We start from the raw sequence: 21,475 nt of genomic DNA, 5'->3' as shown, positions 1-21,475 counted from the left end.
ACGGTCTGGTCGATCCCCCCAGGGCAAGGATTTGTCCTGCCCGCGGTCAAGAATCGGCAAAAACTCTCGTCTCATGGGGCCCGCGTAGGCGAACCTCCTGGCACACCGCCGTTACCTCAGGCGGTGCCGTCACGTGCCGACCCAGGCACACCTGTAGGAGGAAGCTCATGAAGCGAACCGCGTTGGGACTGCTGGCAGTCAGCTCGACCGCGTGTCTTGCCCTCGGAGGCACGACCACGGCAACCGCAGCCAGCATCAACACGGCAGCCCGCACGACACCTGTCACGGCGTCCGCGAGCACCCACAGCACAGCGAAGGCCCTTGGGCTCGGTCCGAAGGAGGCGCTGGTCGCGACCTCGACGATCAAGGACGCCGACGGATCGACCAACGAGCGCTACAACCGCACGTACGCCGGACTGCCGGTGATCGGCGGCGACCTGATCGTCCACCGCAGCGCCGCGGGCAAGATTCTCGGCACGATCTGGAACGTGAAGGCGAACGTCAACCCGGCCACCACCGCCGCGGCCACCCCTGACGCCACGATCAAGGCCAACGCGCTCAAGCACGCCGCCGGTAAGAAGCAGAACGGCCACGCGGTCAAGGGACTGAAGGCGACCGCGAGCGCCAAGGCGGTCTACCTGCACACCGACGGCAGCGCGAGCTACGTCACCGCGGTCACCACCGAGGGCATCGCCGACGACCAGACGCCCAGCAAGCTGACTGTCTTCGTCAACTCGGCCAACGGTCAGGTCGTCTCTTCCGACCAGCAGATCCAGTCCGGCTCGGGCAAGGGCATCTACGTCGGCTCTGTCTCGCTGCCGACCACCTCCGCCAGCGGCAGCTTCCAACTGAAGAACCCGACCAACGGCAACTACTCGACCGATCTGAACCAGTCGACCTCGGGCAACGGCACCCAGTTCACCGACGCCGACGACGTCTGGGGCAACGGTTCGAACAGCAGCCGCCAGAGCGCCGCAGTCGACGCCCAGTTCGGCGCCGACGCCACGTTCAACTTCTACAAGAACGTGCTCGGCCGGGCCGGTATCTGGAACAACGGCACCGGCGCTCGCAGCCGGGTGCACTACGGCAACAGCTACGTCAACGCATTCTGGGACGGCACCCAGATGACCTATGGCGACGGTTCCGGCAACGCCAGCCCGCTGACCGAGCTCGACGTCGCGGCTCACGAGATGAGCCATGGCGTCACCGAGAACACGGCCAACCTCAACTACAGCGGCGACGCCGGTGGTCTGAACGAGGCGACCTCCGACATCTTCGGGACCGCCGTGGAGTGGAACGCGAACCTGGCTGCTGACACGCCCGACTACTTCATGGGCGAGCTGATCAACATCAACGGCGACGGCACCCCACTGCGCTACATGGACAAGCCGAGCAAGGACGGCGGGTCGTACGACTGCTGGAGTTCGACCGTCGGCAACGCCGACCCGCACTACTCCTCCGGTCCGCTGAACCACTGGTTCTACCTGGCTTCGGAGGGTTCGGGCGCCAAGACGATCAATGGCGTCGCCTACAACTCCCCGACCTGCAGCGGCGCTGCCGCGGTGACCGGCGCGGGCCATGTCAACATCGAGAAGGTTTGGTATCGCGCACTGTCGACCAAGCTGACCAGCGGGTCGACCTACAAGACCGCCCGCGAGGCTGCGATCACTTCGGCGATCGAGTTGTACGGCGCGACCAGCACCACCTGCTCCGCGGTCGAGAAGGCGTTCGACGCGATTGCGGTCCCGAAGGGCAGCGCCGCCTGCTCCGGTGGCGGCACCACCCCGCCGCCCACCGGCGGTGAGCTGGTGACCAACGGCGGATTCGAGTCGGGCACCACCGGTTGGACCGGAACCGCTGGCCCGATCACGAACAACTCCGGCCAGGCTGCCCACGCGGGCAGCTGGAAGATGTGGCTCGGCGGCAACGGCACCACTGCCAACGAAAACGAGTCGCAGTCGGTGACTATCCCGGCGAGCGCCACCTCGGCGTCGCTGTCCTACTACCTGCACATCGACTCCGCGGAGAGCGGCTCGACGGCCTATGACAAGTCGACCGTGACCGTCACCCCCTCGGGCGGCAGCGCCACGACCGTCGCGTCGTATTCGAACGCCAACAAGGCCAGCGGCTACCAGAAGGTCACCGTCAACCTGCTGTCGTACAAGGGCAAGACCGTCACCCTGAAGTTCACCGGCACCGAGGACTCCTCGCTGCAGACGAGTTTCGTCTATGACGACGTGTCCGTGATCGCCGGCTGACCTCCAGCAGCCGGCGAGGCGGCCTCGGGTGCGTGACGCACCCGAGGCCGCTTCGCGTCGGGCGACGCAGGCAACCCCACCCGCACCCATGCGTCAGGACAGGTGACGACCGAAACTAAAGGGGACAATCATGCGTACGACCTCGGCCCTGGCGACCGCCCTGCTTGCGGCTGCACTCACTGGTTGCGCCACGACCAACCCAACAGATCCCAGTGGCGCAATGACCGCGCCCGGGATGAGCTCTGCGACCACCTCAAGCACGACCACTTCAAGCAGGACCGCCCCCAAAATGACCGCCTCGCCGCCAACCGTCGAACCACCGGCTGATGGGCCGAGTCAGACCAAGCTCCCGCCGATTCCGGGCGGGCTGAAGACCCCGCCGAACGCGCAGTTGCCCGGGGTGACGTGTCCGACCGGCGACGTGGTGCTCTATCCGCAGAACGGCGTGACCTGCGGCCAAGCCAAGGCGATCTATCGGCAGTGGCAGAGCAGCAACGGCTCAACCGAGCCGGCCCGCTGGTCGGCCTCGGACGGAACGCAGTGTGTCGCCTACGAATCCGCGATCAACGCCGGCCAATGCACCCGCGCCGGCAAGCTGCTCTTCCAACTGTCCCGCGTTAAGTAGCTGACTGATCGGGAACCTGCGCCAACTTGCTGGGCCACCAGATGCGCGGCCCGATGTCGAGGTTGAGCGCGGTCACCAGCACGGCGCGAACGATGATCGTGTCGAGCAGCACGCCGAGCGCGACCGCGAAGCCGATCTCCACGAAGGCGACCATCGGCAGCGTTGCCAACACCCCGAAGGTGGCCGCCAACACCATCCCGGCTGAGGTGATCACCCCGCCGGTGGCCGAGAGGGCGATCAGCGCGGCCGGGCGGGTGCCGACCTGTTGCGCCTCTTCGCGTACGCGGGACATCAGGAAGATGTTGTAGTCGATCCCGAGCGCCACCAGGAAGACGAACACGAACAGGGGCAGCGAGGGATCGGAGCCGCCGAAGCCGAAGACGTAGCTGAAGATCAGCGACGACAAACCCAGCGCCGCCGCCATCGACAACACCACGGTGAGGATCAACATCACCGGCGCGGCGATCGCCCGCAACAGCGCCATCAACACCAGCATCACCACCAGCAGGGTCAACGGGATGATCACCTTGTTGTCGCGGTTGGAGGCATCGAGCACGTCCTTTTGGATCGCGGAGGTTCCGCCGACCCGAGCATCTGCCCCGGCCACCCCGTGAACCGCGCTGCGCAGGGCGGCGACTTGGTCGTACGACGCTTGATCGAGCGGGTCTCCGCGCAGCGCACCCACGATCAGCGCGCGATCGCCCTTGATCATCGGTTGCCCCTCGAGCACGACCCCGGCGCGTTGCGCCGCCGCGGCAACCTGGCCGGCGCCGCTGGCGGTGGCGGTGACATAGGCGGTGTTGCCCGCGTTGTTCGGGTAATGGTCAGCCAAAACCTGGGAGGCGGTGACCGACTGCGGGTTGCCCAGGAAGCTTTCCTGGGTGGTGAGGCCGTGGGCATCAAGCTTCACCAACCCCAGCGCGCAGACCAGCAGAGCCAGGGAGGTGCCGACCCAAACCGTCCGCGGGCGCGGCCGGATCCCATGGCCAACCCGCGACCACAAACCGGTGGCCGTCGGTTCCGGCGAGCCGAAGGTGGGGCGCCGCGGCCAGAAGACCCAACGACCACAGATGACCAGCAGCGCGGGCAGCAGAGTGAGCATCGCCAACAGCGAAAACACGACGCCGATCGCCGCGACCGGGCCAAGGCCCTTGGTCGAGTTCATCTCGGCAGCCAGCAGGCAGAGCATGCCGAGCACGACGGTCGAACCGCTGGCCAGGATCGCTGGGCCTGACCGATGCAGGGCAAGCGCCATCGCCTCATGTCGGTCTTCGTGTTTGCGCAGTTCTTCCCGATAGCGGGCAACCAGCAGCAACGCATAGTCGGTTCCGGCACCGATGACCAGAACGGTGAGGATGCCGTAGCTCTGCCCGTTCACGGTCAGCCCGGTGTGGTCGACCATCAGATAGATGAAAGCCTGCGCCGCAGTGAGGGCGGTTCCCGCACACAAGATCGGCAACAACCACAGGATCGGCGAGCGGTAGGTGAACAGCAGGATCAAGATGACCACGCCGAGGGTGGCGAACAGAAGTGTTGAGTCGAGCCCCGAGAAGGCGGCGGCGTTGTCGGCGCTGAACCCGATGGGCCCGCCGAGATAAGACTGCATTCCGTTCGCGCCGGCGGCCGCCTGCTTTTTGATCGCATCGGCCCGGTTGGGCAGGTCATTCCAGCCGGTCTTGGGGTCGATATGCATCGGCACCACGACCTGGATCGCCTTGCCGTCTTTGCTCGGGATCGGGCCGACAACCTTGCCGCTCAGCCCAGCCAGCTTCCCGAAGACAGCCACATCTGCCTGCACCTTCGCCAGATCGGCAGGCGTCACTCCCGAACTGCGCTCGTAGACGACCAGGGCCGGCGCAGAGTTGGGGTCGACAAAGCCGCCGATCTCGTCGGCGACCTTGGTGGATTCAGCCGCGGCCGGCAACCAGGAACTCTGCTGGTTGTCTTGGGCGTCAGCGAGTTTCCCGGCTAAGGGCCCGAGCACACCGAGCAGCACCACCCAGAAGGCGAGCACCACCCACTTGGTTCGCCGGCCACACACCAGGGGTGCGATTGCGTGGTGGGCCTGCCGCCCGACTGCACTGCTCATCTGCGTCTCCCGTCGCCGAAGCGTCTCAGGGGTGGAGTCCTGCTCAAGTATCAACGCCACCACCGACAACGGTCGAGACAATTTCAGACTCGCGGGCTGACCGGCACAAACGCACCTAAGCTGGCGGCCAGTCCCCCGCCAAAGGAGCAGTCCCATGTCTCGGTCGTACAGCGCTTTGTACGTCGACGTCGGCTACCTGCTGAGCGCATCCGCGAGCCGGGTCGCCGGCAGCTCGTTGCGGGCCGGCGTCGTGGTCGATCATCAGCGCCTCATTCAGCAACTGATCGCGTTCGTCGAAGAGCGCAGCGGGCTGCCGTTGCTGCGCGTGAATTGGTACGACTCCGGTCGCCGCAACGGCAACCCGGACGAGGAGCAAGACAAGATCGGCCGGTTGCCGCAGGTGAAACTGCGCCTGGGGCGCTTGTCCTATTCGGGTGAGCAGAAGGGCGTCGACCTGCGGATCGGCCTCGACCTCGCGACCCACTCCCGCAACAGGATCGTCGACATCGTCTATCTGCTCTCCGGCGACGACGACCTCACCGAAGCGGTCGAGGAGGCCCAACATCTCGGCACCCAGGTCATCGTGCTCGCCGTCCCCGACCGCGAGGGTCAGCCGCATGGCGTCGCGCGGCATCTCTGGCGCGAGGCCGATGACGTGCAACTGCTCGATGGCGCTCTGATTGACGGAACCGTGTTCCGCCGTACGTTCGAGGAACACCACGTCGAACCCAGCCCCGAACTGACGACCCGCGACGCGGCCGTCCCGCAAGAGGCGCTGCGCCCCCTGCCGACCTCCGGCTCGGGCCCCAGCCCGGCGAGCATGCCCGTACGCCGAATCGAACGCCCGCTGCCCGCGCGCCAGACCGTGCCCGACATGGACTCCGTCGACCCAGCGCTGCTGGTGACTCGCGAGGAGGAAACCGCGATCAGTACGGTCGCGACCGGCGTCGTTGAAGCCTGGTTCCGTTCGGCCACCCCGAGCCGTCAGCAGCAGTTGAAGGACGACCAGCCCTACATCCCGCCGGATCTCGACCGCGCCCTGCTGGTCGACCTGTCCGAACGGATGGGCGTCTACGAAATCGGCGAAGCCGCCCGCCACCGCCTGCGCGGAAAGTTCTGGGAAGCGGTCGCCAGCCAGTAGGCGACCGCCCCCGAACTCACTCTCCGGCGGCGTCGAATGCCTTCGTCACTCGACGGTGCGCTTCCCAGATCTCCTCGGGGACCCGCTCGAACGACTCGAGGTGTTCTTGTCGGTGTTCCATCTCCTGCTGCCAGCGCGGAACGTCGAGGCTGAGGATGGTGTCGAGGTCGGCCTGGTCGATCTCCAGACCGGTGAGGTCGAGTTCTTCCTGCTTCGGGATGATGCCGGCCGGGGTGCGGACACCCTCCACCTCGCCATCCTTCAGCGCCATCAGCCAGAGCAGTGGCCGCAGGTTCTCGCGGTAGCCGGGCCACAGGAAGTGGCCGTCCTCCGGCGAGCGCTGGAACCAGTTCACGTGGGCGAAGATCGGCTGCTCGGTGACCTGACCGAGGATGTTCAGCCAGTGCTGCGCGTAGTCGCCTTCGCCGTACGACATGAACGGTCGCATCGACATCGGGTCGTAACGCAGCACGCCCTCCTTGCCGTCTGCCGCAGCGGTGGCCTCGGCGCCCAGGGTGAGACCGTCGTAGACGCCCTCGGCCAGGTCGGAGATGGCGCGGATCAGCGGTTCGCGGTCACGGGTTCGGCCGCCGAAGATGATGCCGTCGATCGGCACCCCCTTCGGGTCTTCGAAGTCGGGCGCGACGTTCGGAACGTTCGCCAGGGTCGTGGTGAACCGGCTGTTCGGGTGGGCCCACGGGGCAGCCTTCTCGGTGTCGCCGCGGTCGGCGATCGCCTCACCCTTCCAGTCCAGCCACCCGGTGACGTCGGTCGGCGGGTTCGGGGTGCGACCCTCCCACCAGACCTCGCCGGTGGTCGGGTTGTAGGCGATGTTGGTGAAGAGCGTGCCGGTGTTCTCGGCGATCGACTTCAGCGCGGTCGGGTTGGTCTTCTCGTTGGTGTCCTTCGCGACCCCGAACACCCCGAACTCCGGGTTCATCCCGTAGAGCTTGCCGTCGTCGCCGACCCACAGCCACGCGATGTCGTCGCCGTAGAAGTGCACCTCGTAGCGGTCACCGAGGGCGTCCGGCGGCAGCATCATCGCCAGGTTGGTCTTGCCCGAGGCGCTCGGGAAGCCGCCACAGACGTGATAGTTCCGGCCGGTCTGCTTGTCCTTAATACCGATCAGCATGAACTGCTCGGAGAGGAACTGCTTGCTGGCCCAACCGTCGTACGCCGCCTGCCGCAGGCCGTGGGCGATCTTGCCCAACAAGGCGTTTCCGCCGTACGAAGAGCCGAAGTGCAGGATGGTCCGCTCGTCGGCGACGGTGACGAAGTAGCGCTGGTCATCGGGGGTGCCTTGGCCCAGGTTGGGCAGGTCGCCGGTGACGTGGACCGCGCGGACGAAGTGGTCGGGCTCGGCCAGGTTGTTCAGGAAGGTCGCGCCAACGCGGGCCATCCGGATCATGTGGAGAACAACGGTGCGGGAGTCGGTCAGCTCGACGCCGGCGGCGTACTTCTCCAGCGGAGCGCCGGGGGGCGACATCAGGTAGGGAACGACGTACATCGTCTTGCCCTGGGAGGCGCCCGTCATCCGCTCGACCAGCAGCGGCTTCATCTCCGCAGCTGGCCGCCAATTGTTGTAGACACCCCGGTCGGCCTCGCTGCTGGTGGCGACGATGGTGCGCTCCTCGGAGCGCGCGGTGTCCTTGGAGTAGCTGCGGGAGTAGTAGCGGCCCGCGCCGGCCGGCTCCAGTTCGCCGGCCTCGACCGCTTCGGCGAGCAGCCGGGCATCGTCGGCCGCGCTGACGACCTCGACCCGCTCTGCGCCAGTGATCTGCGCCCAATGCTCGACGTAGTCCTTGACGTGCGGATTGGTGAGTCCGCCTGCTTTCATTGCCGCTGCCACATCAACCATCGGGTTTCGCTGCCCTCTCAGTGTGCGCGACGGAACTGGACGTCGTCGCGACCGTGGTGTGGGCAACCGTGGGTCGCCCGCGTGTGGGACCAATGTGCCATGCGTCACATCCTCGCGGGCGAGTACCCCGTCGATGGTTACCCGCGGGTAGCGGACGCTGGGGCGGGATCACCGGACGATTTCCGGGTGCGTACGACCACCAGCGACAGCAGCGCAATCGCCGCGCCGAGCGCCGTTTCACCGGCCCGGTCGACCAGCAACGGACCGATCGGCTGCTGCAGCGACAGCCGCCCCATCATCAACGCCAGCGGGGTGATTGCCAGCAGCGCGAGGGCGTAGTTGCGCCCGACCAGCAGTTCGGCGAACGCCTGCAACACGACGATGACCAGCACCGCGACGATCCCGCGCGGGTGCAGCGCGAGGATCGGCCAGGCGACCAGGACGCCGACCAGGGTGCCGAACATCCGGTGCAGGCCGCGTACGACCTGGGCTGAGCGGCCCGCGCCGCCGAGGGTGGCGACTGCCGCGACCATCGCCCAGTAGGGATGCCGCCCACCCAGCAGTGTCGCGATCGAGCCCGCGATGAGGGTGGAGCAAAGCAGTCGCGCCACCTGCGCATGCGTCCTTCGGTCGGCCAGGACGGTGCGGACCCGCGTACGGGTGATGGTCGCCGCAGGGCGATGCCCCGGCTCCCGCAGCGCGCCGAGGCGCCCGGCTCCCATGGCGAACAGCGCGGAGGCGGCGACGACGATCGCACTGAGCGCGACCTGGCTGGGCTGGGAGGGGATGGCGGCGCAGACCGTGAACGCGAAGACCAGGAAGAGCGGGCCCGGCGGATGCCAACTGAACACCGCCGAGACAACGTGACCGGTGGCAGCGACCAGAGCGCCGAGGCCCACCACCAACCAGGCGCGGTCCTGCATGATCGCCGCCGCAGTTCCGCCAATCACGCAAAGGATGAGGAAGAGGGCCGCCACCGCCTGCATCCCGGTGCGATCGGCGTAGTCGGAGCGACGGCCATAGAGCGAGGTGAAGGCGCCGAACGCGGCGTAGACGGTCCAGGCGGTGTGTCCGGTGAGCACCAGCACTGCGAGCGGAACAAAGACAGAAATAGCTGCCCGGGAGGCGACGCGGTGGGCGCCGGCGTGGGGTCCGATCCGCAGCATGTTCCGCAGGAGGGGAGAACTGGTCATCGGCGCACGAGCCTAGAAGGGCTGCAACTCACGATCGCCGGACGGTCGGCCAGAGCGTGAAGTGACCGGTGCGCTTCTTGCCCTCATCGACGTCGTGCAGCCGGTCCAGCCCCGGAAACCGACTGCGTACGGCGGTGTCGAGCAGGTCGTGCAGCGTCTGTCCCGCGGCGGAACAGTTCGAGCAGGCGCCCTGGAACTCCAGGTCAACGACTCCGTCGTGGACCTCACGCACCTGCACGGACCCGCCATGCGAGCGAACGTAGTCACCGGTTGGTCCGGCCAGAACGTCGTCGACCACGGTCCGCAGGATCCCGTCGTCATCGGGCACCATCTGCAGCGCCGCGGGGTCGGTGAGCGCCGTCAGCAGCGCCGTACGAACTGCCACACCATGGCTGCGCCAAGACTCACCGTCCGGCAAGGTCAGCAGAAATCCGTGCGGTTCGACCAACGCTTCGACGAAGAGCGACTGCAGCAGCGGGCCGAGCGGGTCGGGAGCGGCGACCAACCGGCCCACGGGAAGGGTCACCTCGGGCGCCGACCAGCGGACGGTCTGCGGGCGGCCGGGCACAGCCTGGGCGTGCAGCGGCGTCATGACCAGATCGCCCCGACGACGGTGTGCGCCAGCAGCGAGAGGCTCCAGGCCAACGCGAACATGTAACAGAACGCGATCGCCGGCCACTTCCACGACCCCGATTCGCGGCGCAACGCGGCGATGGTCGAGACGCACTGCAGGGCGTAGACGAAGAACACCAGGATGGCGGCGATCACCGCGGGGGTGAACAGCTTCTCGCCGGCTCGCGGACCGTCCTGCACCGTCATCTTCTGCAGAGCAGCGCCCGGGTCATCCGGGTTGTCCGCCGCAGCCACCTGGCCGAGGGTCGCGACGTAGACCTCGCGAGCGGCCAGCGAGGAGACGATGCCGATGTTGATCCGCCAGTCGAAGCCTTGCGGCTCGAAGACCGGCGCCACGAAGCGGCCGACGGACGCGGCGTACGAGTGGTCCAACCGGTACTGATCGACGGCCGCGGAGTTCGTGACGTCGACACCGGCGGAGCGCAACGCGGTGGTGCCGTGGTTGGGCAGGTTCAGCAGAGCCCACAGCACGATGGTGACCACCAGGATGATCCGGGCAACCTTCTTGATGAAGGTCATGCACGCCTCGTAGACGGACAGGCCGACGTATTTCGCCTTCGGCAGTCGATAGCTCGGCATCTCCATGTAGAACGGCATCGGCGCCGCCCGACGGGCGGCGATCTTGGAGAAGACCCACGCCGAGCTCATCGCCGACAGCGCGCCGAGCAGATAGAGGCCGAACATGATTGCGCCCTGCGCACCGATCGGACCGAACCGGGAATCACCCGGCACCAACATGCTGATCAGCAGCACGTAGACCGGCAGCCGCGCCGAACAGGTCATCATCGGGGCGGCCATCATCGTGGCGAGTCGGTCGCGCGCGGACGGCAGCGACCGGGTCGCCATGATCCCGGGGATCGCGCAGGCTACCGAGGAGAGCAACGAGACGAACGCGCGCCCCTCCAGCCCTGCGTACGACATCACGCGGTCCATCAGGAACGCCGCCCGCGACATGTATCCGGTGCCCTCGAGGAGGGCAATCAGGACGAACAGCAGCGCAATCTGTGGGAGAAACACCAGCACACCGCCGACTCCACCAATCAGCGCATCGGACACGAACGAGGAGAGCGTTGGGTTGGTGATGTGGTCGCCGGCGATCTGGCCCAGCCGACTGAACACCCATTCGACGCCGGACTGCAAGGGCGCAGCGACGGTGAAGATCGTCTGGAAGAAGGCGAACATGGTGGCGAAAAAGACCAGTGTTCCCCAGACGGGGTGCAGCAGCACGTTATCGATCCGCTGAGTGCGGCGATCGATCTTCGGCGCCGAAAATTTGGCTTCGGTCAGGACCGACTGGGCCCACTGCACCGATTCGGCCGGCTCGGTCGGTGGGAGCACGATCGGCGCCGGCCACGAGCGGGGGTCGGCCATCTGCTGGCGCAGCGCCTGGACCCCGTTCCGGTCGCCGGCAGTGATCGGAACCAGCGGGATACCGAGCGCCGCGGTGAGAGCCGGAACGTCGACGCTGCCGCCGCGCCGGGCGAGATCATCAGAGAATGAGAGCACCCCGACAGTCGGGAGATCGGCGCTCAGAACCTGGGCGAGCAGGCCGAGGCTGCGCCCCAGGTTGGTGGCATCCAGGACCACCATCACGGCATCCGGGTGGTGGACACCGGGCTCGTGGTGATCGGCGTCGAGGGCCTGAGCGACCACGACCTCATCGGGGCTGATCGGGTCGAGGGAGTAGGTGCCGGGCAGGTCCTCGACCAGCACCTGGCGGCCGTCAGCGACAGTGGTGAGGCCCTCATAACGGCTCACCGTCACGCCGGGGTAGTTGCCCACCTTGGCGGTCAGGCCGGTGAGCGCGTTGAACAGGGTGGTTTTGCCGGTGTTGGGGCTGCCGACCAGAGCGAAGCGCGTCGTGTCGACCGGAGCGGCGACTCCGGAGCCTCCGCCGTGGTGGTGCCCGCTCACCGCGGGTCGGTGGCCGTCTCGACGAGGATCCCGCGCGCCAACTCGCGGCGCAGGGCGACCTCGCAGCCGGCAACCCGGTAGATGGTCGGGTCGAGAACCGGTGCTCGTCGTACGACCTCCACCTGCGCGCCTGGCGTCAGACCCAGGTCGAACAACCGGCGTGCGGTGCTCGGCTCGAGTTGCTCGACGAAGCCGGTGATCGTCGCCGTCGAACCCTTGCGCAGCGCGTGCAGGGTGGGCGCCGCCGCGGCGGGAAGCGCGGGCAAGGCGCGCGCTTCAAGGGTGAGGGCAATCGCGGACATGCGGACGATGGTAATCACGTTGCGTGAGGATTGCCTAACCTTCTCACCGGTGGAGACGTCTTGCGCACCCGGACGTAGCATCGGGAGCATGACCATCAAGCTGGGCTACAAAGCCTCCGCCGAACAGTTCGGGCCGCGCGAACTCGTCGAGATCGCGGTGGCCGCCGAGGCCCACGGCCTGGACTCCGCCTGGGTGAGCGACCATTTCCAGCCGTGGCGACACGACGGCGGCCACGCGCCCTTCGCGATCAGTTGGATGTCGGCGGTCGGGGAGCGTACGAACAACCTGGTGCTCGGCACCTCGGTGATGACCCCCACCTTCCGATACAACCCGGCGGTCATCGCCCAGGCCTTCGCGACCATGGGCTGCCTGTTCCCGGGCCGGGTCGTGCTGGGTGTCGGCAGCGGTGAGGCGCTCAACGAAATCGCCACCGGGTTCACCGGCGAGTGGCCCGACTTCAAGGAGCGGTTCGCGCGGCTGCGCGAGTCCGTACGGCTGATGCGCCAGCTCTGGCGCGGCGACGAGGTCACCTTCGAGGGCGACTACTACACAACCCGCGACGCCTCGATCTACGACGTGCCCGAGGGCGGCATCCCGGTCTACATCGCAGCCGGTGGTCCGACCGTGGCGAAGTACGCCGGGCGGATGGGCGACGGCTTCATCTGCACCTCCGGCAAGGGCATGGAGCTCTACACCGACTCCCTGCTGCCCGCAGTCCGCGAGGGGGCTGACCTCGGAAAGGGTTCGTACGACGCCCTCGACAAGATGATCGAGATCAAGCTGTCGTACGACACCGACCCCGAAGCTGCCCTCGAGAACACCCGCTTTTGGGCGCCGCTGTCGCTCACCCCGGAGCAGAAGCACTCCGTCGACTCCCCCAAGGAAATGGAGCGGTTGGCTGACGAGCTGCCGATCGAGCAGGTTGCCAAGCGCTGGATCGTCGCCTCGAACCCCGACGACGCGCTGGCGCAGATCAAGCCGTACGTCGATGCCGGCTTCGACCACCTCGTGTTCCACGCGCCCGGCAACGACCAGCGCCGGTTCCTGGAGCAGTTCGAGCGGGATCTTGCGGGGCCCTTGCGCTCGCTCGACGCGAGCTGAGCGACTCAGCCGCCTCACAAAGGCCCCCCCCGACATCTGTTCGCCGCCTGACCGACCCCGCTACTGTGGGGCCAGCTCCGCTGCCAGGCCGGTCGGAGTTCATTTCTTCAAACCGCCGATGCCAGGCCGATCGGTTGGGAGACTGACTCATGCCTACTGACATCAGTACCGCTCGCATAGCCGAGCTCACCGAGATCGAGACGAAAAAGCTCGACGCCAAGACTCAGAAGAGCAAGGCGATGTACGTCCGGGCGCAGGAACACCTGTCCGGTGGCGTCGCCTCGTCCTACCAGCTGCGCGACCCGTGGCCGATCTACCTTGAGGGCGGTTCGGGCCCGCGGGTGACCGACGTCGACGGCAACCAGATGTGGGACTTCCATAACGGGTTCGGCTCGATGGTCCAGGGCCACGCCCATCCGATCATCGGCAAGGCGATCGCCGACCGTTACCCGATGGGCACCCACTTCGCGGCCCCCACCGAGGACGCGATCGTGGTCGGCAACGAGCTGGCCCGCCGCTGGGGCCTGCCGAAGTGGCGCTACACCAACTCCGGCTCCGAATCGACGATGGACGCGATCCGTATCGCCCGCGGCTTCACCGGCCGCGACACCGTGATGAAGATCTTCGGGTCCTACCACGGCCACCACGACACGGTCATGGTCTCGATCGGGGTTCCGTACGGCGAGATCGGCGACCGGTTCCACCTCAAGTCCTTGCCGTACGGCGCCGGCATCCCGCAGGCGACCGTCGACCAGACGATCGCAGTTCCGTTCAACGACGCGGAGGCCATGGAGCGCCGCATCGTCGAACTGGACAAGGAGGGCAAGAAGCCCGCCTGCGTGATCATGGAAGCCGCGATGATGAACCTCGGCGTCGTCCTCCCGGAGGAGGGCTACCTCGAAGCGGTCCGCGAGATCACCACCAAGCACAACATCGTGTTGATCTTCGATGAGGTCAAGACCGGCCTGCAGGTCGCTGCCGGTGGCGCGACCGAGAAGTTCGGCGTGGTGCCCGACATGGTCACTCTCGCCAAGGGTCTCGGCGCCGGCCTCCCCTCGGGCGCCATCGGTGGCACCGAAGAGGTCATGTCCGTCGTCGAGGACGGAACGGTGTATCAGGTCGGAACGTACAACGGGAACCCGCTGTGTGCCGCTGCCATGCGCGCCAACCTGCTCGACGTGCTGACCCCGGCGGCGTACGAACACCTCGCCCACCTCAACGACCGCATCGTCGGTGGCTGCGAGGAGGTCGTCCGCAAGTACGACCTGCCCGGCTACGCGGTGGGTATCGGTTCCAAGGGCTGCGTCACCTTCGCCCCGGAGAAGGTCGTCGACTACGCGACGTACAAAGCGCACCAGAACGGCCCGCTGGCCGACCTGGCCTGGCTCTACAACATGAACCGCGGCATCTTCATGACGCCGGGTCGTGAAGAGGAGTGGACGCTGTCGATCACCCACACCGACGAGGCGATCGACGCCTACGTCGCGGTCTTCGACGAGATGTCCAAGGATCTGCGCGGCTGACCCGACGCGCAGCGTGCCCACCCTCGGCGCAAACGCTGTAGTTACCGACAAACCCTGCAGGTAGACCTGCAGGGTTTGTCGCGTAGTGCAGCGTTTGCTGGCTGCGGGTGGCAGATCAGTCGGACAGGTGGGTGGGCGCCCCGTAGACCAGGTCGAGGTAGTCCGGGTGCTTCTCGATCCAGGCCTTCACGTAGGGACACTCCGGCAACACCTGCCGGCTGCCGTCACTTCGTACGTCGTCCAAGGCCGTGCGCACCAACGCGCTGGCCACCCCACGCCCCTCGAACTGCGGCTCGACGATCGTGTGGGTGAAGGTGATGAGGCCATCGCCGAGCTCGTATTCGGCGCGACCGGCGAACGCGTCGTCGACGTGGGCTTCGTAGCGGCTCTGTTGAGGGTTGTTCGTGACGATCGGTTGGCTCATCGCAGACCTTTGGCTCGGCGCTTCCTCGTACGATTTGAGCCTAGACCCGCGACAAATCCGGCCGTGCGACCGTCGTCACACGAAACGGACTTGTTTCATCCGCCGAACAGGCCTACTGTGCCTCTTGGAACGAAACCGTTTCGTTCTACTTCCGGAAGGAACCGCTCGTGAACTGCCCGTCCGCTTCATCGCCGTCCTCGGAGTCGCGACCGAGGGTTGAGGGTGAGCGGGAGCAGCAGATCTTCGAGGCAACACTCGACGAACTGTATGAGAGCGGCTACGACAGAATGACGATGGACAATGTGGCCACGCGGGCCAAGGCGTCCAAAGCCACTCTGTATCGCCGATGGTCGAACAAGTCAGCCCTGGTGATGGATGCACTCCTTGCCAGCAAGACGCGTCCGGCTGCCGACACCGGAACCCTGCGCGGCGACCTGCTGCAGACCTTCTGTGGTTTGGGTGGCCTCAACGACGATCGGATCCGTGGTGTCTTCACCGGGATCCTGACCGCCATCGACCGTGACGAACAACTGGCTCTGGCCTATCGGGAACGTTTCATCGGTCCCAAGAAGGTGGCCTCCCGCGCCATCTTCGAACGGGCCCGCGACCGGGGCGAAGTCTGTCCCGGCCTCGATCTGGACCTCATCGCGGCCGCCCTTCCCGCCATCGTGCTCCACCAGAGCGTGGTGATGGGCGAGGACCCCACCTCGGAACTGGTCGAACAAGTCATCGATCAGATCATCCTGCCGGCCTGCAACCAGCGACGGAACTGACTCAACACCTCTGACACTTCTCGCACGTCGCGGCGCGACGTTCGCCGCTATCGCTATGCCCAAACATCTCTCGAAGGACTCCTATGTCTGACATGACCAATGTCATCGAGCGGGACCAGTCCAAAACCCCGGATTCCACCGCCACCACCGGCGGGAAGAACCTGGGGTGGGCTCTGGTCCTGATCTCTCTGGCCCAACTCATGGTGGTGCTCGACAGCACCATCGCCAACATCGCGTTGCCGTTCATCGGCCGCGACCTGAGCATCAGCTCAGGCAACCTGCAGTGGATCGTCACCGGCTATGCCCTCGCGTTCGGCGGTCTGCTGCTGCTCGGTGGTCGCCTAGGTGACCTACTCGGCCGACGCCGCGTCTTCATGATCGGCGTCATCGTCTTCGCCCTCGCCTCGATGGTCGGTGGCTTCGCGCAGAACGAAGCGATGCTGCTCGGCTCCCGTGGCCTGCAGGGCCTCGGCGCCGCGCTCGCCTCCCCGGCCGCGCTCGCTCTGATCACCACCACCTTCCCGGCCGGCGCAGCCCGCAACCGCGCCTTCGCCGTCTACGCCGCGATGTCCGGCGCTGGCGCTGCTGTCGGTCTGATTCTGGGTGGCTGGCTCACCGGTCTGGCTCCGGTGGCTATGTTCGGCAGCCACGTTGCCGGATGGCGCTTCACCTTCCTGATCAACGTCCCGATCGGCCTGGTTGCCGCGGCTCTTGCGCCCCGCTTCCTGACTGAATCCCAGTCCGGCGCAGGCAAGCTCGACATTCCTGGCGCCATCACCGGCACCTTCGGTCTGCTCGCTCTCGTGTTCGGCCTGTCCCGCGCCGGAGACCCGTCGTACGGCTGGGGATCGCCCTCGACGTACGGAAGTCTCATTGCCGGTGTCGCCCTGTTGGTCCTCTTCGGGTTCATCGAGAGCCGCGTCGAGCACCCGCTGCTGCCCTTCCGCATCTTCGCCAGCCGCACCCGTGCGGCCAGCTTCGCGGCCATGATGCTGATGCCCGCAGCAATGTTCTCGATGTTCTTCTTCCTGAGCCTGTTCATCCAGAACGTCATGGGCTTCTCGCCGCTGAAGGCCGGCTTCGCGTTCCTGCCGTTCTCGGTCGGCATTATCATCAGCGCCACGGTGGTCTCCAAGCTCGTGGCCCGGTTCGACCCGCGGTTCATCTCCGGCATCGGCACCCTGATGGCCGCAGCCGCGCTCTACGGCTTCACCCGGCTGTCCGTTCACGACAGCGCCGCTGCCGTTCTTGGCACCCTGTCGAGCGGTCAGTCGCTGGGTCACGACGTGAACTACTGGACGCAGATCCTGCCCTACGTCTTCCTGATGGCGCTGGGTATGGGTGCGGTGTTCGTGCCGCTGACCCTGACCGCGGTGCACCACGTGCGCGGCGAGGACTCCGGCATCGGTTCCGGTGTGCTCAACACGATGCAGCAGGTTGGTGGCGCGCTAGGTCTGGCCACGCTCAGCACCGTCGCAACCCACTTCACCAGCAACCACGCCGACAAGATCGGCGCCGGGATCGCGAAGGGTCTGACGTCGGCAACGGCGAACGATCCGGGACTGGCCCAGCAGTTGATGACCAAAATGGACGTTCACTCCTTCGACCAGGTCATCGCCAACGTGACCTACCTCGGTTCGTTCACCGAAGGCGCGACCAAGGCATTCATCATCGGCACGATCATGATGCTGGCCGCCTCGGCTGTCGTCTGGATCTTCCTGGACGTCAAGCACGACGAGCTGGCGACCGACGGCCCCGAGGGCATCCACGTCGGGTGACACCCAGAGCTGCCGAGATAACTACTTGGGGCCGAGATAACTACCTGCAGGTAGTTATCTCGGCCCCAAGTAGTTATCTCGGCATAGGAGTAGGACCCGCGGTGTTGGCCTGACTATGCGCGGTGAATACAAGGTGTTCGGTGGCAAGTTAGTGGCGGTCGACCTCGAGGTCGTCGACGGACGGTTGAGCGAGGTGAGCGTCAACGGCGACTTCTTCCTCGAACCGCAGGAGGCGCTGCTCGACATCAACGCCGCGCTCAACGGGCTCTCGGCGAACGCCGGTGTGGAACAACTGAGTTCGGCCATCTCCGGGGCGGTCGACAAAGACGTCTCGTTCATCGGGTTCTCCCCCGAGGCCGTGGGAATCGCCGTACGACGGGCCCTCGGCAAAGCGACCGGGTGGCAGGACCACACCTTCGACGTCATCCCCGCAACGGTGATGCATCCCGCGATGCACGTCGCGCTCGATGAGGTCATCGGCCGTGAGGTCGCCCGGGGCGAGCGCCCGCCGACGCTGCGGTTCTGGGACTGGGACTCACCGTTGGTGGTCATCGGCTCGTTCCAGTCGGTGAAGAACGAGGTCGACCCGGCCGGGGCCGAGAAGTTCGGCATCGATGTCGTACGCCGGGTCTCCGGTGGCGGCGCGATGTTCATGGAGCCGGGGAACTGCATCACCTACTCCCTGGTCGTGCCGACCTCACTGGTCGAGGGCCTCAGCTTCGAGCGGTCCTACTCGTTCCTGGACGACTGGGTGATCGAGGCCCTGGCCGAGGTCGGGGTGAACGCCCACTTCGTTCCGCTCAACGACATCGCCAGCGACCAGGGCAAGATCGGCGGCGCCGCGCAAAAGCGGTTCGCCGACGGGGCCGTGCTCCATCACGTGACGATGAGCTACGACATCGACGCCGACAAGATGACGCAGGTGTTGCGTATCGGCCGAGAGAAGCTCAGCGACAAGGGCCACCGGTCGGCGAAGAAGCGGGTGGACCCGATGCGCAGCCAGACCGGCATGACCCGCGAGGCGATCCTGGAGTCATTCCTGGCCACCTTCGAGCGGCGCTACGCGACCCATCGCGCCGACTACACCCCGGCCGAGCTGGAGGCCGCGCATCAGTTGGTCGCGGAGAAGTTCTCGACGCCGGAGTGGACCCACCGGGTCCCGTGATCAACCGCAGTTTGTCCGCCACTTCGGTGGCGTGTCGCCAGCGAAGTGACGGACAAACTCCTCAGAGCCGGACGACCATCTTGCCGGTGTTCCCGCCGGTCAGCAGGTCGATGAACGCCTGCGGTGCGTTCTCCAACCCTTCCCGAGTGGTCTCGTCCCACTGGAGCGAGCCATCGGCCAGCCAGGGGCCGACCGTGGCGAGGAACTCGTCGGCCATCGAGTTGTATTTCCCGACGATGAAGCCGCGCAGGGTCAGACGCTTACCGATGGCGGCGGTGAGGTTGCGCGGAGCAGCCGGCGGCTCGGTGGAGTTGTAGACCGAGATCGCGCCACACATCGCGATCCGCCCGTCGACATTCATCCGGGAGATCGCGGCCTCGAGGTGTTCACCGCCGACATTGTCGAAGTAGACGTCGATGCCGTCGGGCGCCGCCTGCTTCAGCTGCTCGACGACCGGGCCGTCCTTGTAGTTGAACGCGGCGTCGAAGCCCAGCTCCTTGAGCCGGGCCACCTTCTCCGGCGAACCGGCCGAACCGATCACCCGCGAGGCGCCCGAAAGCTTCGCGATCTGGCCGACGAGCGACCCGACGGCGCCGGCAGCCCCCGACACGAACACCGCGTCGCCCGAATGGAATTCGGCGGCTGCCATCAGCCCCGCGTACGCCGTCAGTCCGGGCATGCCGAGCACTCCGAGGTAGGCGCTGGCGGAGAAGTTCTGGGTGTCGACGACCTTGACGCGGTCGCCGGGAAGGATCGCGTGTTCGCGCCAGCCGAGTCCGTGCAACACGCTCGAACCCTCCGGAACGGCGGCGCTGCGGGAAGCGATGACGGTGCCGACCGCGCCGCCGTCGAGCGGCTGGTCGATCTGGAACGGCGGGACGTAGGACTTCACGTCGTTCATCCGACCGCGCATGTAGGGGTCGACCGAAATGACGGTGTTCTGCACCAAGATTTGGCCGTCGGCCAACTCGGGCAACTCGACCTCGGCGAGGCGGAAGTTCTCGGCGGTCGGCGCACCGTGGGGACGGGAGGCGAGGTGAATCTCGCGGGTTGAGGTCATGCCTCCCACGGTACGACCGCCCCCTCTGAGTGCATTGCGCCGGGCTCCGCTGCGGCCGTCAGGAGGGGCCTGCTCAGATCGCGTAGTCGACCACGACCGGCGCGTGGTCGCTGATCCGGGTGTCCCGCGACGGCTCACGATCGACCCAGGCACCGGTCGCGGCGCGGGCCAGTTTCGGCGTCGCGAGGTGATGGTCGATGCGCCACCCGACGTTCTTGTCGAACGACTGCCCCATCCAGGACCACCACGAATAAGGCCCGTCCACCTCGCCGTGATGCTTGCGGAAGACGTCGACCAAGGTGCGCGCGGAGAGCTGCCCGTTCAACCACTCGCGCTCCTGCGGCAGGAAACCCTCCATCTGATGGGCCCGGCGCCAGTTGGTGACGTCCCACCGGGTCGGTGCGATGTTCAGATCACCGAGCAACAGGAACTCCCGACCATCGGCGAGCGCCCTCCGCCGCGACCGCTGAACCTGCCGACCGAACGCGTCCAGGAAGCGCATTTTGCGCTCGAATTTGGCGCCGTCATCGGGCGCTTCGCGCATCCGGCCGGGCTTCTGTAGTTCGGCGGGCAAGCCGCCTTTGGGCAGGTAGAGGGAGGCAACGGTGAGTGGCGCGTCGGCGAGGTCGACCTCGACGTAGCGCCCTTCCGCGGCGAACTCCTTCAGCCCGCGAGCGAGCGTCAGCTCTTGCGCGACAACCGGTTCCGAGGACTCGGCGGTGATCATCCGCGCGTGGCCGCTCCAGGTTCGAACGGCGGCAGGGGGCGTACGAGTCATCACCGCAACCCCGTTGCGGCCCTTGAGGACACCCTCTTCGTACGCCACGACGTACGGGCCGAAGACGCCCTGCGGGATCGCGTCGTGTTGGGCGCGGACCTCCTGCAACGCGACGACATCGGGCGCGCTCGTGGCGAGCCACGACTCGAAGCCACGCCGCTGGGCGGCGCGGATCCCGTTGACGTTGTAGGTCGCGATGCGCATGGGGTCAGGAACTCCTCGGGCCGTAGGGCAGGGTTTCGAGGATGCCGGGATAGCGTCGTTCGATCGCCGGTGGCACAGCGTAGATCAGGGCCACGACGCCGGCGCCGAAGCACCAACCGGCGATCACATCGCTGGGGTAGTGCACGCCGAGGAGCACTCGATCCAGACCGGTCAGCAGGGTCACGATCGCCAGCGCGGCCGCCAGTGGACGGGCCACGCTCCGGCCGCCGAAGACAAAGATCAGGGTCGTCGCCACGACCGCGCTGCTGCCCGCGTGACCGGAAGGGAACGAGAATCCGCCCAGGGCGTCGAGCGCCTGCACCGGGCGCGGACGACCCACCAGCGGCTTGGCCAGATTCAGCAGCAACCAGCCGATCAGCATCACGGCAATCGGCTCACCGGCCAGCCTGCCCCGCTTGACGAAGCAGGCCACCGCGGCGAAGACGTAAAGGTGCGACGGCAGGCTCAGCCATTGCCAGTCGTCCGCCAGTCGACGCAGCAGGTGGCTGCGCCGAGTTAGTCCGGTCGCCGCGTCGACCACCCCGTTGTCGGCGCTCAGCAGCGGCTGGAACTGCAGGCGTACGGCGAGGGCCAACAGCCCCGCAACAAGCAGGAGCGCCACGGCCGTACGGAATCGAGTCACGCCCTAGTTCTA

Annotated in this window: 18 protein-coding genes; 8 read left to right on the top strand and 10 right to left on the bottom strand. The window is 66.7% G+C overall.

Annotation, left to right across the window (positions count from 1 at the left end):
- Positions 1-167: 167 nt before the first annotated feature.
- Both ACYU98_RS03645 and ACYU98_RS03640 read left to right on the top strand, forming a co-directional pair.
- Positions 168-2,258, top strand: coding sequence for a M4 family metallopeptidase (locus tag ACYU98_RS03645; protein ID WP_460466828.1), 2,091 nt, complete (start codon positions 168-170; stop codon positions 2,256-2,258).
- 289 nt (positions 2,259-2,547) lie between these two features.
- On the top strand, positions 2,548-2,883 hold the full coding sequence (locus ACYU98_RS03640; protein ID WP_460466827.1) for a hypothetical protein: 336 nt from the start codon (positions 2,548-2,550) through the stop codon (positions 2,881-2,883).
- Here the strand turns inward: ACYU98_RS03640 and ACYU98_RS03635 are convergent.
- Positions 2,876-4,972 (bottom strand): MMPL family transporter, encoded by a 2,097-nt coding sequence (locus ACYU98_RS03635; protein WP_460466826.1) that lies wholly within the window; start codon positions 4,970-4,972, stop codon positions 2,876-2,878. The genes ACYU98_RS03640 and ACYU98_RS03635 overlap by 8 nt on opposite strands.
- 154 nt (positions 4,973-5,126) lie before the next feature.
- On the opposite strand from ACYU98_RS03635, the gene ACYU98_RS03630 reads away from it, so the two are divergent.
- On the top strand, positions 5,127-6,113 hold the full coding sequence (locus ACYU98_RS03630) for an NYN domain-containing protein (RefSeq protein WP_460466825.1): 987 nt from the start codon (positions 5,127-5,129) through the stop codon (positions 6,111-6,113).
- A 16-nt stretch (positions 6,114-6,129) separates the two neighbouring features.
- On the opposite strand, the gene ACYU98_RS03625 is transcribed toward ACYU98_RS03630, so the two are convergent.
- The 5 genes from ACYU98_RS03625 to ACYU98_RS03605 all read right to left on the bottom strand — a co-directional run bounded on the left by ACYU98_RS03625 (position 6,130) and on the right by ACYU98_RS03605 (position 12,013).
- Positions 6,130-7,971, bottom strand: coding sequence for a phosphoenolpyruvate carboxykinase (GTP) (locus tag ACYU98_RS03625; RefSeq protein ID WP_460466824.1), 1,842 nt, complete (start codon positions 7,969-7,971; stop codon positions 6,130-6,132).
- Between the two features lie 137 nt (positions 7,972-8,108).
- Positions 8,109-9,164, bottom strand: a complete 1,056-nt coding sequence (locus ACYU98_RS03620; RefSeq protein WP_460466823.1) for an FUSC family protein — start codon at positions 9,162-9,164, stop codon at positions 8,109-8,111.
- Between the two features lie 28 nt (positions 9,165-9,192).
- Positions 9,193-9,756, bottom strand: coding sequence for a NifU family protein (locus ACYU98_RS03615; RefSeq protein WP_460466822.1), 564 nt, complete (start codon positions 9,754-9,756; stop codon positions 9,193-9,195).
- A complete protein-coding gene (feoB, locus tag ACYU98_RS03610; RefSeq protein WP_460466821.1) occupies positions 9,753-11,711 on the bottom strand; it encodes a ferrous iron transporter B in 1,959 nt (652 codons plus the stop codon). The genes ACYU98_RS03615 and feoB overlap by 4 nt, the downstream gene beginning before the upstream one ends.
- A complete protein-coding gene (locus ACYU98_RS03605; RefSeq protein ID WP_460466820.1) occupies positions 11,708-12,013 on the bottom strand; it encodes a FeoA family protein in 306 nt (101 codons plus the stop codon). Before ACYU98_RS03605 ends, feoB begins: the two co-directional genes overlap by 4 nt.
- A gap of 88 nt (positions 12,014-12,101) precedes the next feature.
- Between ACYU98_RS03605 and fgd the strand changes: the two genes are divergently transcribed.
- Entirely contained in the window at positions 12,102-13,115 is a 1,014-nt protein-coding gene (gene fgd, locus ACYU98_RS03600) for a glucose-6-phosphate dehydrogenase (coenzyme-F420) (protein WP_460466819.1), read from the top strand.
- A gap of 149 nt (positions 13,116-13,264) precedes the next feature.
- Positions 13,265-14,638, top strand: a complete 1,374-nt coding sequence (locus ACYU98_RS03595; RefSeq protein ID WP_460466818.1) for an aspartate aminotransferase family protein — start codon at positions 13,265-13,267, stop codon at positions 14,636-14,638.
- A gap of 115 nt (positions 14,639-14,753) precedes the next feature.
- On the opposite strand, the gene ACYU98_RS03590 is transcribed toward ACYU98_RS03595, so the two are convergent.
- Positions 14,754-15,062: a GNAT family N-acetyltransferase gene (locus ACYU98_RS03590; RefSeq protein WP_460466817.1), complete on the bottom strand. Its 309-nt coding sequence runs from the start codon at positions 15,060-15,062 to the stop codon at positions 14,754-14,756.
- 167 nt (positions 15,063-15,229) lie between these two features.
- Here ACYU98_RS03590 and ACYU98_RS03585 point away from each other — a divergent pair, with 167 nt between their 5' ends.
- From ACYU98_RS03585 to ACYU98_RS03575, 3 genes are all read left to right on the top strand, one after another.
- Positions 15,230-15,835, top strand: coding sequence for a TetR/AcrR family transcriptional regulator (locus tag ACYU98_RS03585; RefSeq protein ID WP_460466816.1), 606 nt, complete (start codon positions 15,230-15,232; stop codon positions 15,833-15,835).
- Between the two features lie 83 nt (positions 15,836-15,918).
- Positions 15,919-17,613 (top strand): MFS transporter, encoded by a 1,695-nt coding sequence (locus ACYU98_RS03580; protein ID WP_460466815.1) that lies wholly within the window; start codon positions 15,919-15,921, stop codon positions 17,611-17,613.
- Positions 17,614-17,728: 115 nt separating this feature from the next.
- Positions 17,729-18,778 carry a lipoate--protein ligase family protein gene (locus ACYU98_RS03575; RefSeq protein WP_460466814.1) on the top strand — a complete coding sequence of 350 codons (1,050 nt, stop codon included), beginning with the start codon at positions 17,729-17,731 and terminating at the stop codon, positions 18,776-18,778.
- A 61-nt stretch (positions 18,779-18,839) separates the two neighbouring features.
- Here the strand turns inward: ACYU98_RS03575 and ACYU98_RS03570 are convergent, their stop codons facing one another.
- The 3 genes from ACYU98_RS03570 to ACYU98_RS03560 all read right to left on the bottom strand — a co-directional run bounded on the left by ACYU98_RS03570 (position 18,840) and on the right by ACYU98_RS03560 (position 21,442).
- Positions 18,840-19,838: an NADP-dependent oxidoreductase gene (locus tag ACYU98_RS03570; protein ID WP_460466813.1), complete on the bottom strand. Its 999-nt coding sequence runs from the start codon at positions 19,836-19,838 to the stop codon at positions 18,840-18,842.
- Between the two features lie 73 nt (positions 19,839-19,911).
- Positions 19,912-20,820, bottom strand: a complete 909-nt coding sequence (locus ACYU98_RS03565) for an exodeoxyribonuclease III (RefSeq protein WP_460466812.1) — start codon at positions 20,818-20,820, stop codon at positions 19,912-19,914.
- A gap of 4 nt (positions 20,821-20,824) precedes the next feature.
- Complete coding sequence (locus ACYU98_RS03560) at positions 20,825-21,442, bottom strand: phosphatase PAP2 family protein (RefSeq protein ID WP_460466811.1); 618 nt, start codon at positions 21,440-21,442, stop codon at positions 20,825-20,827.
- Between the last annotated feature and the right edge of the window lie 33 nt (positions 21,443-21,475).

The sequence above is a fragment of the Calidifontibacter terrae genome (genome assembly GCF_054778835.1).
Note: the sequence above shows the minus strand (reverse complement) of the source record. Positions and strands in the feature narration are given on the sequence as shown.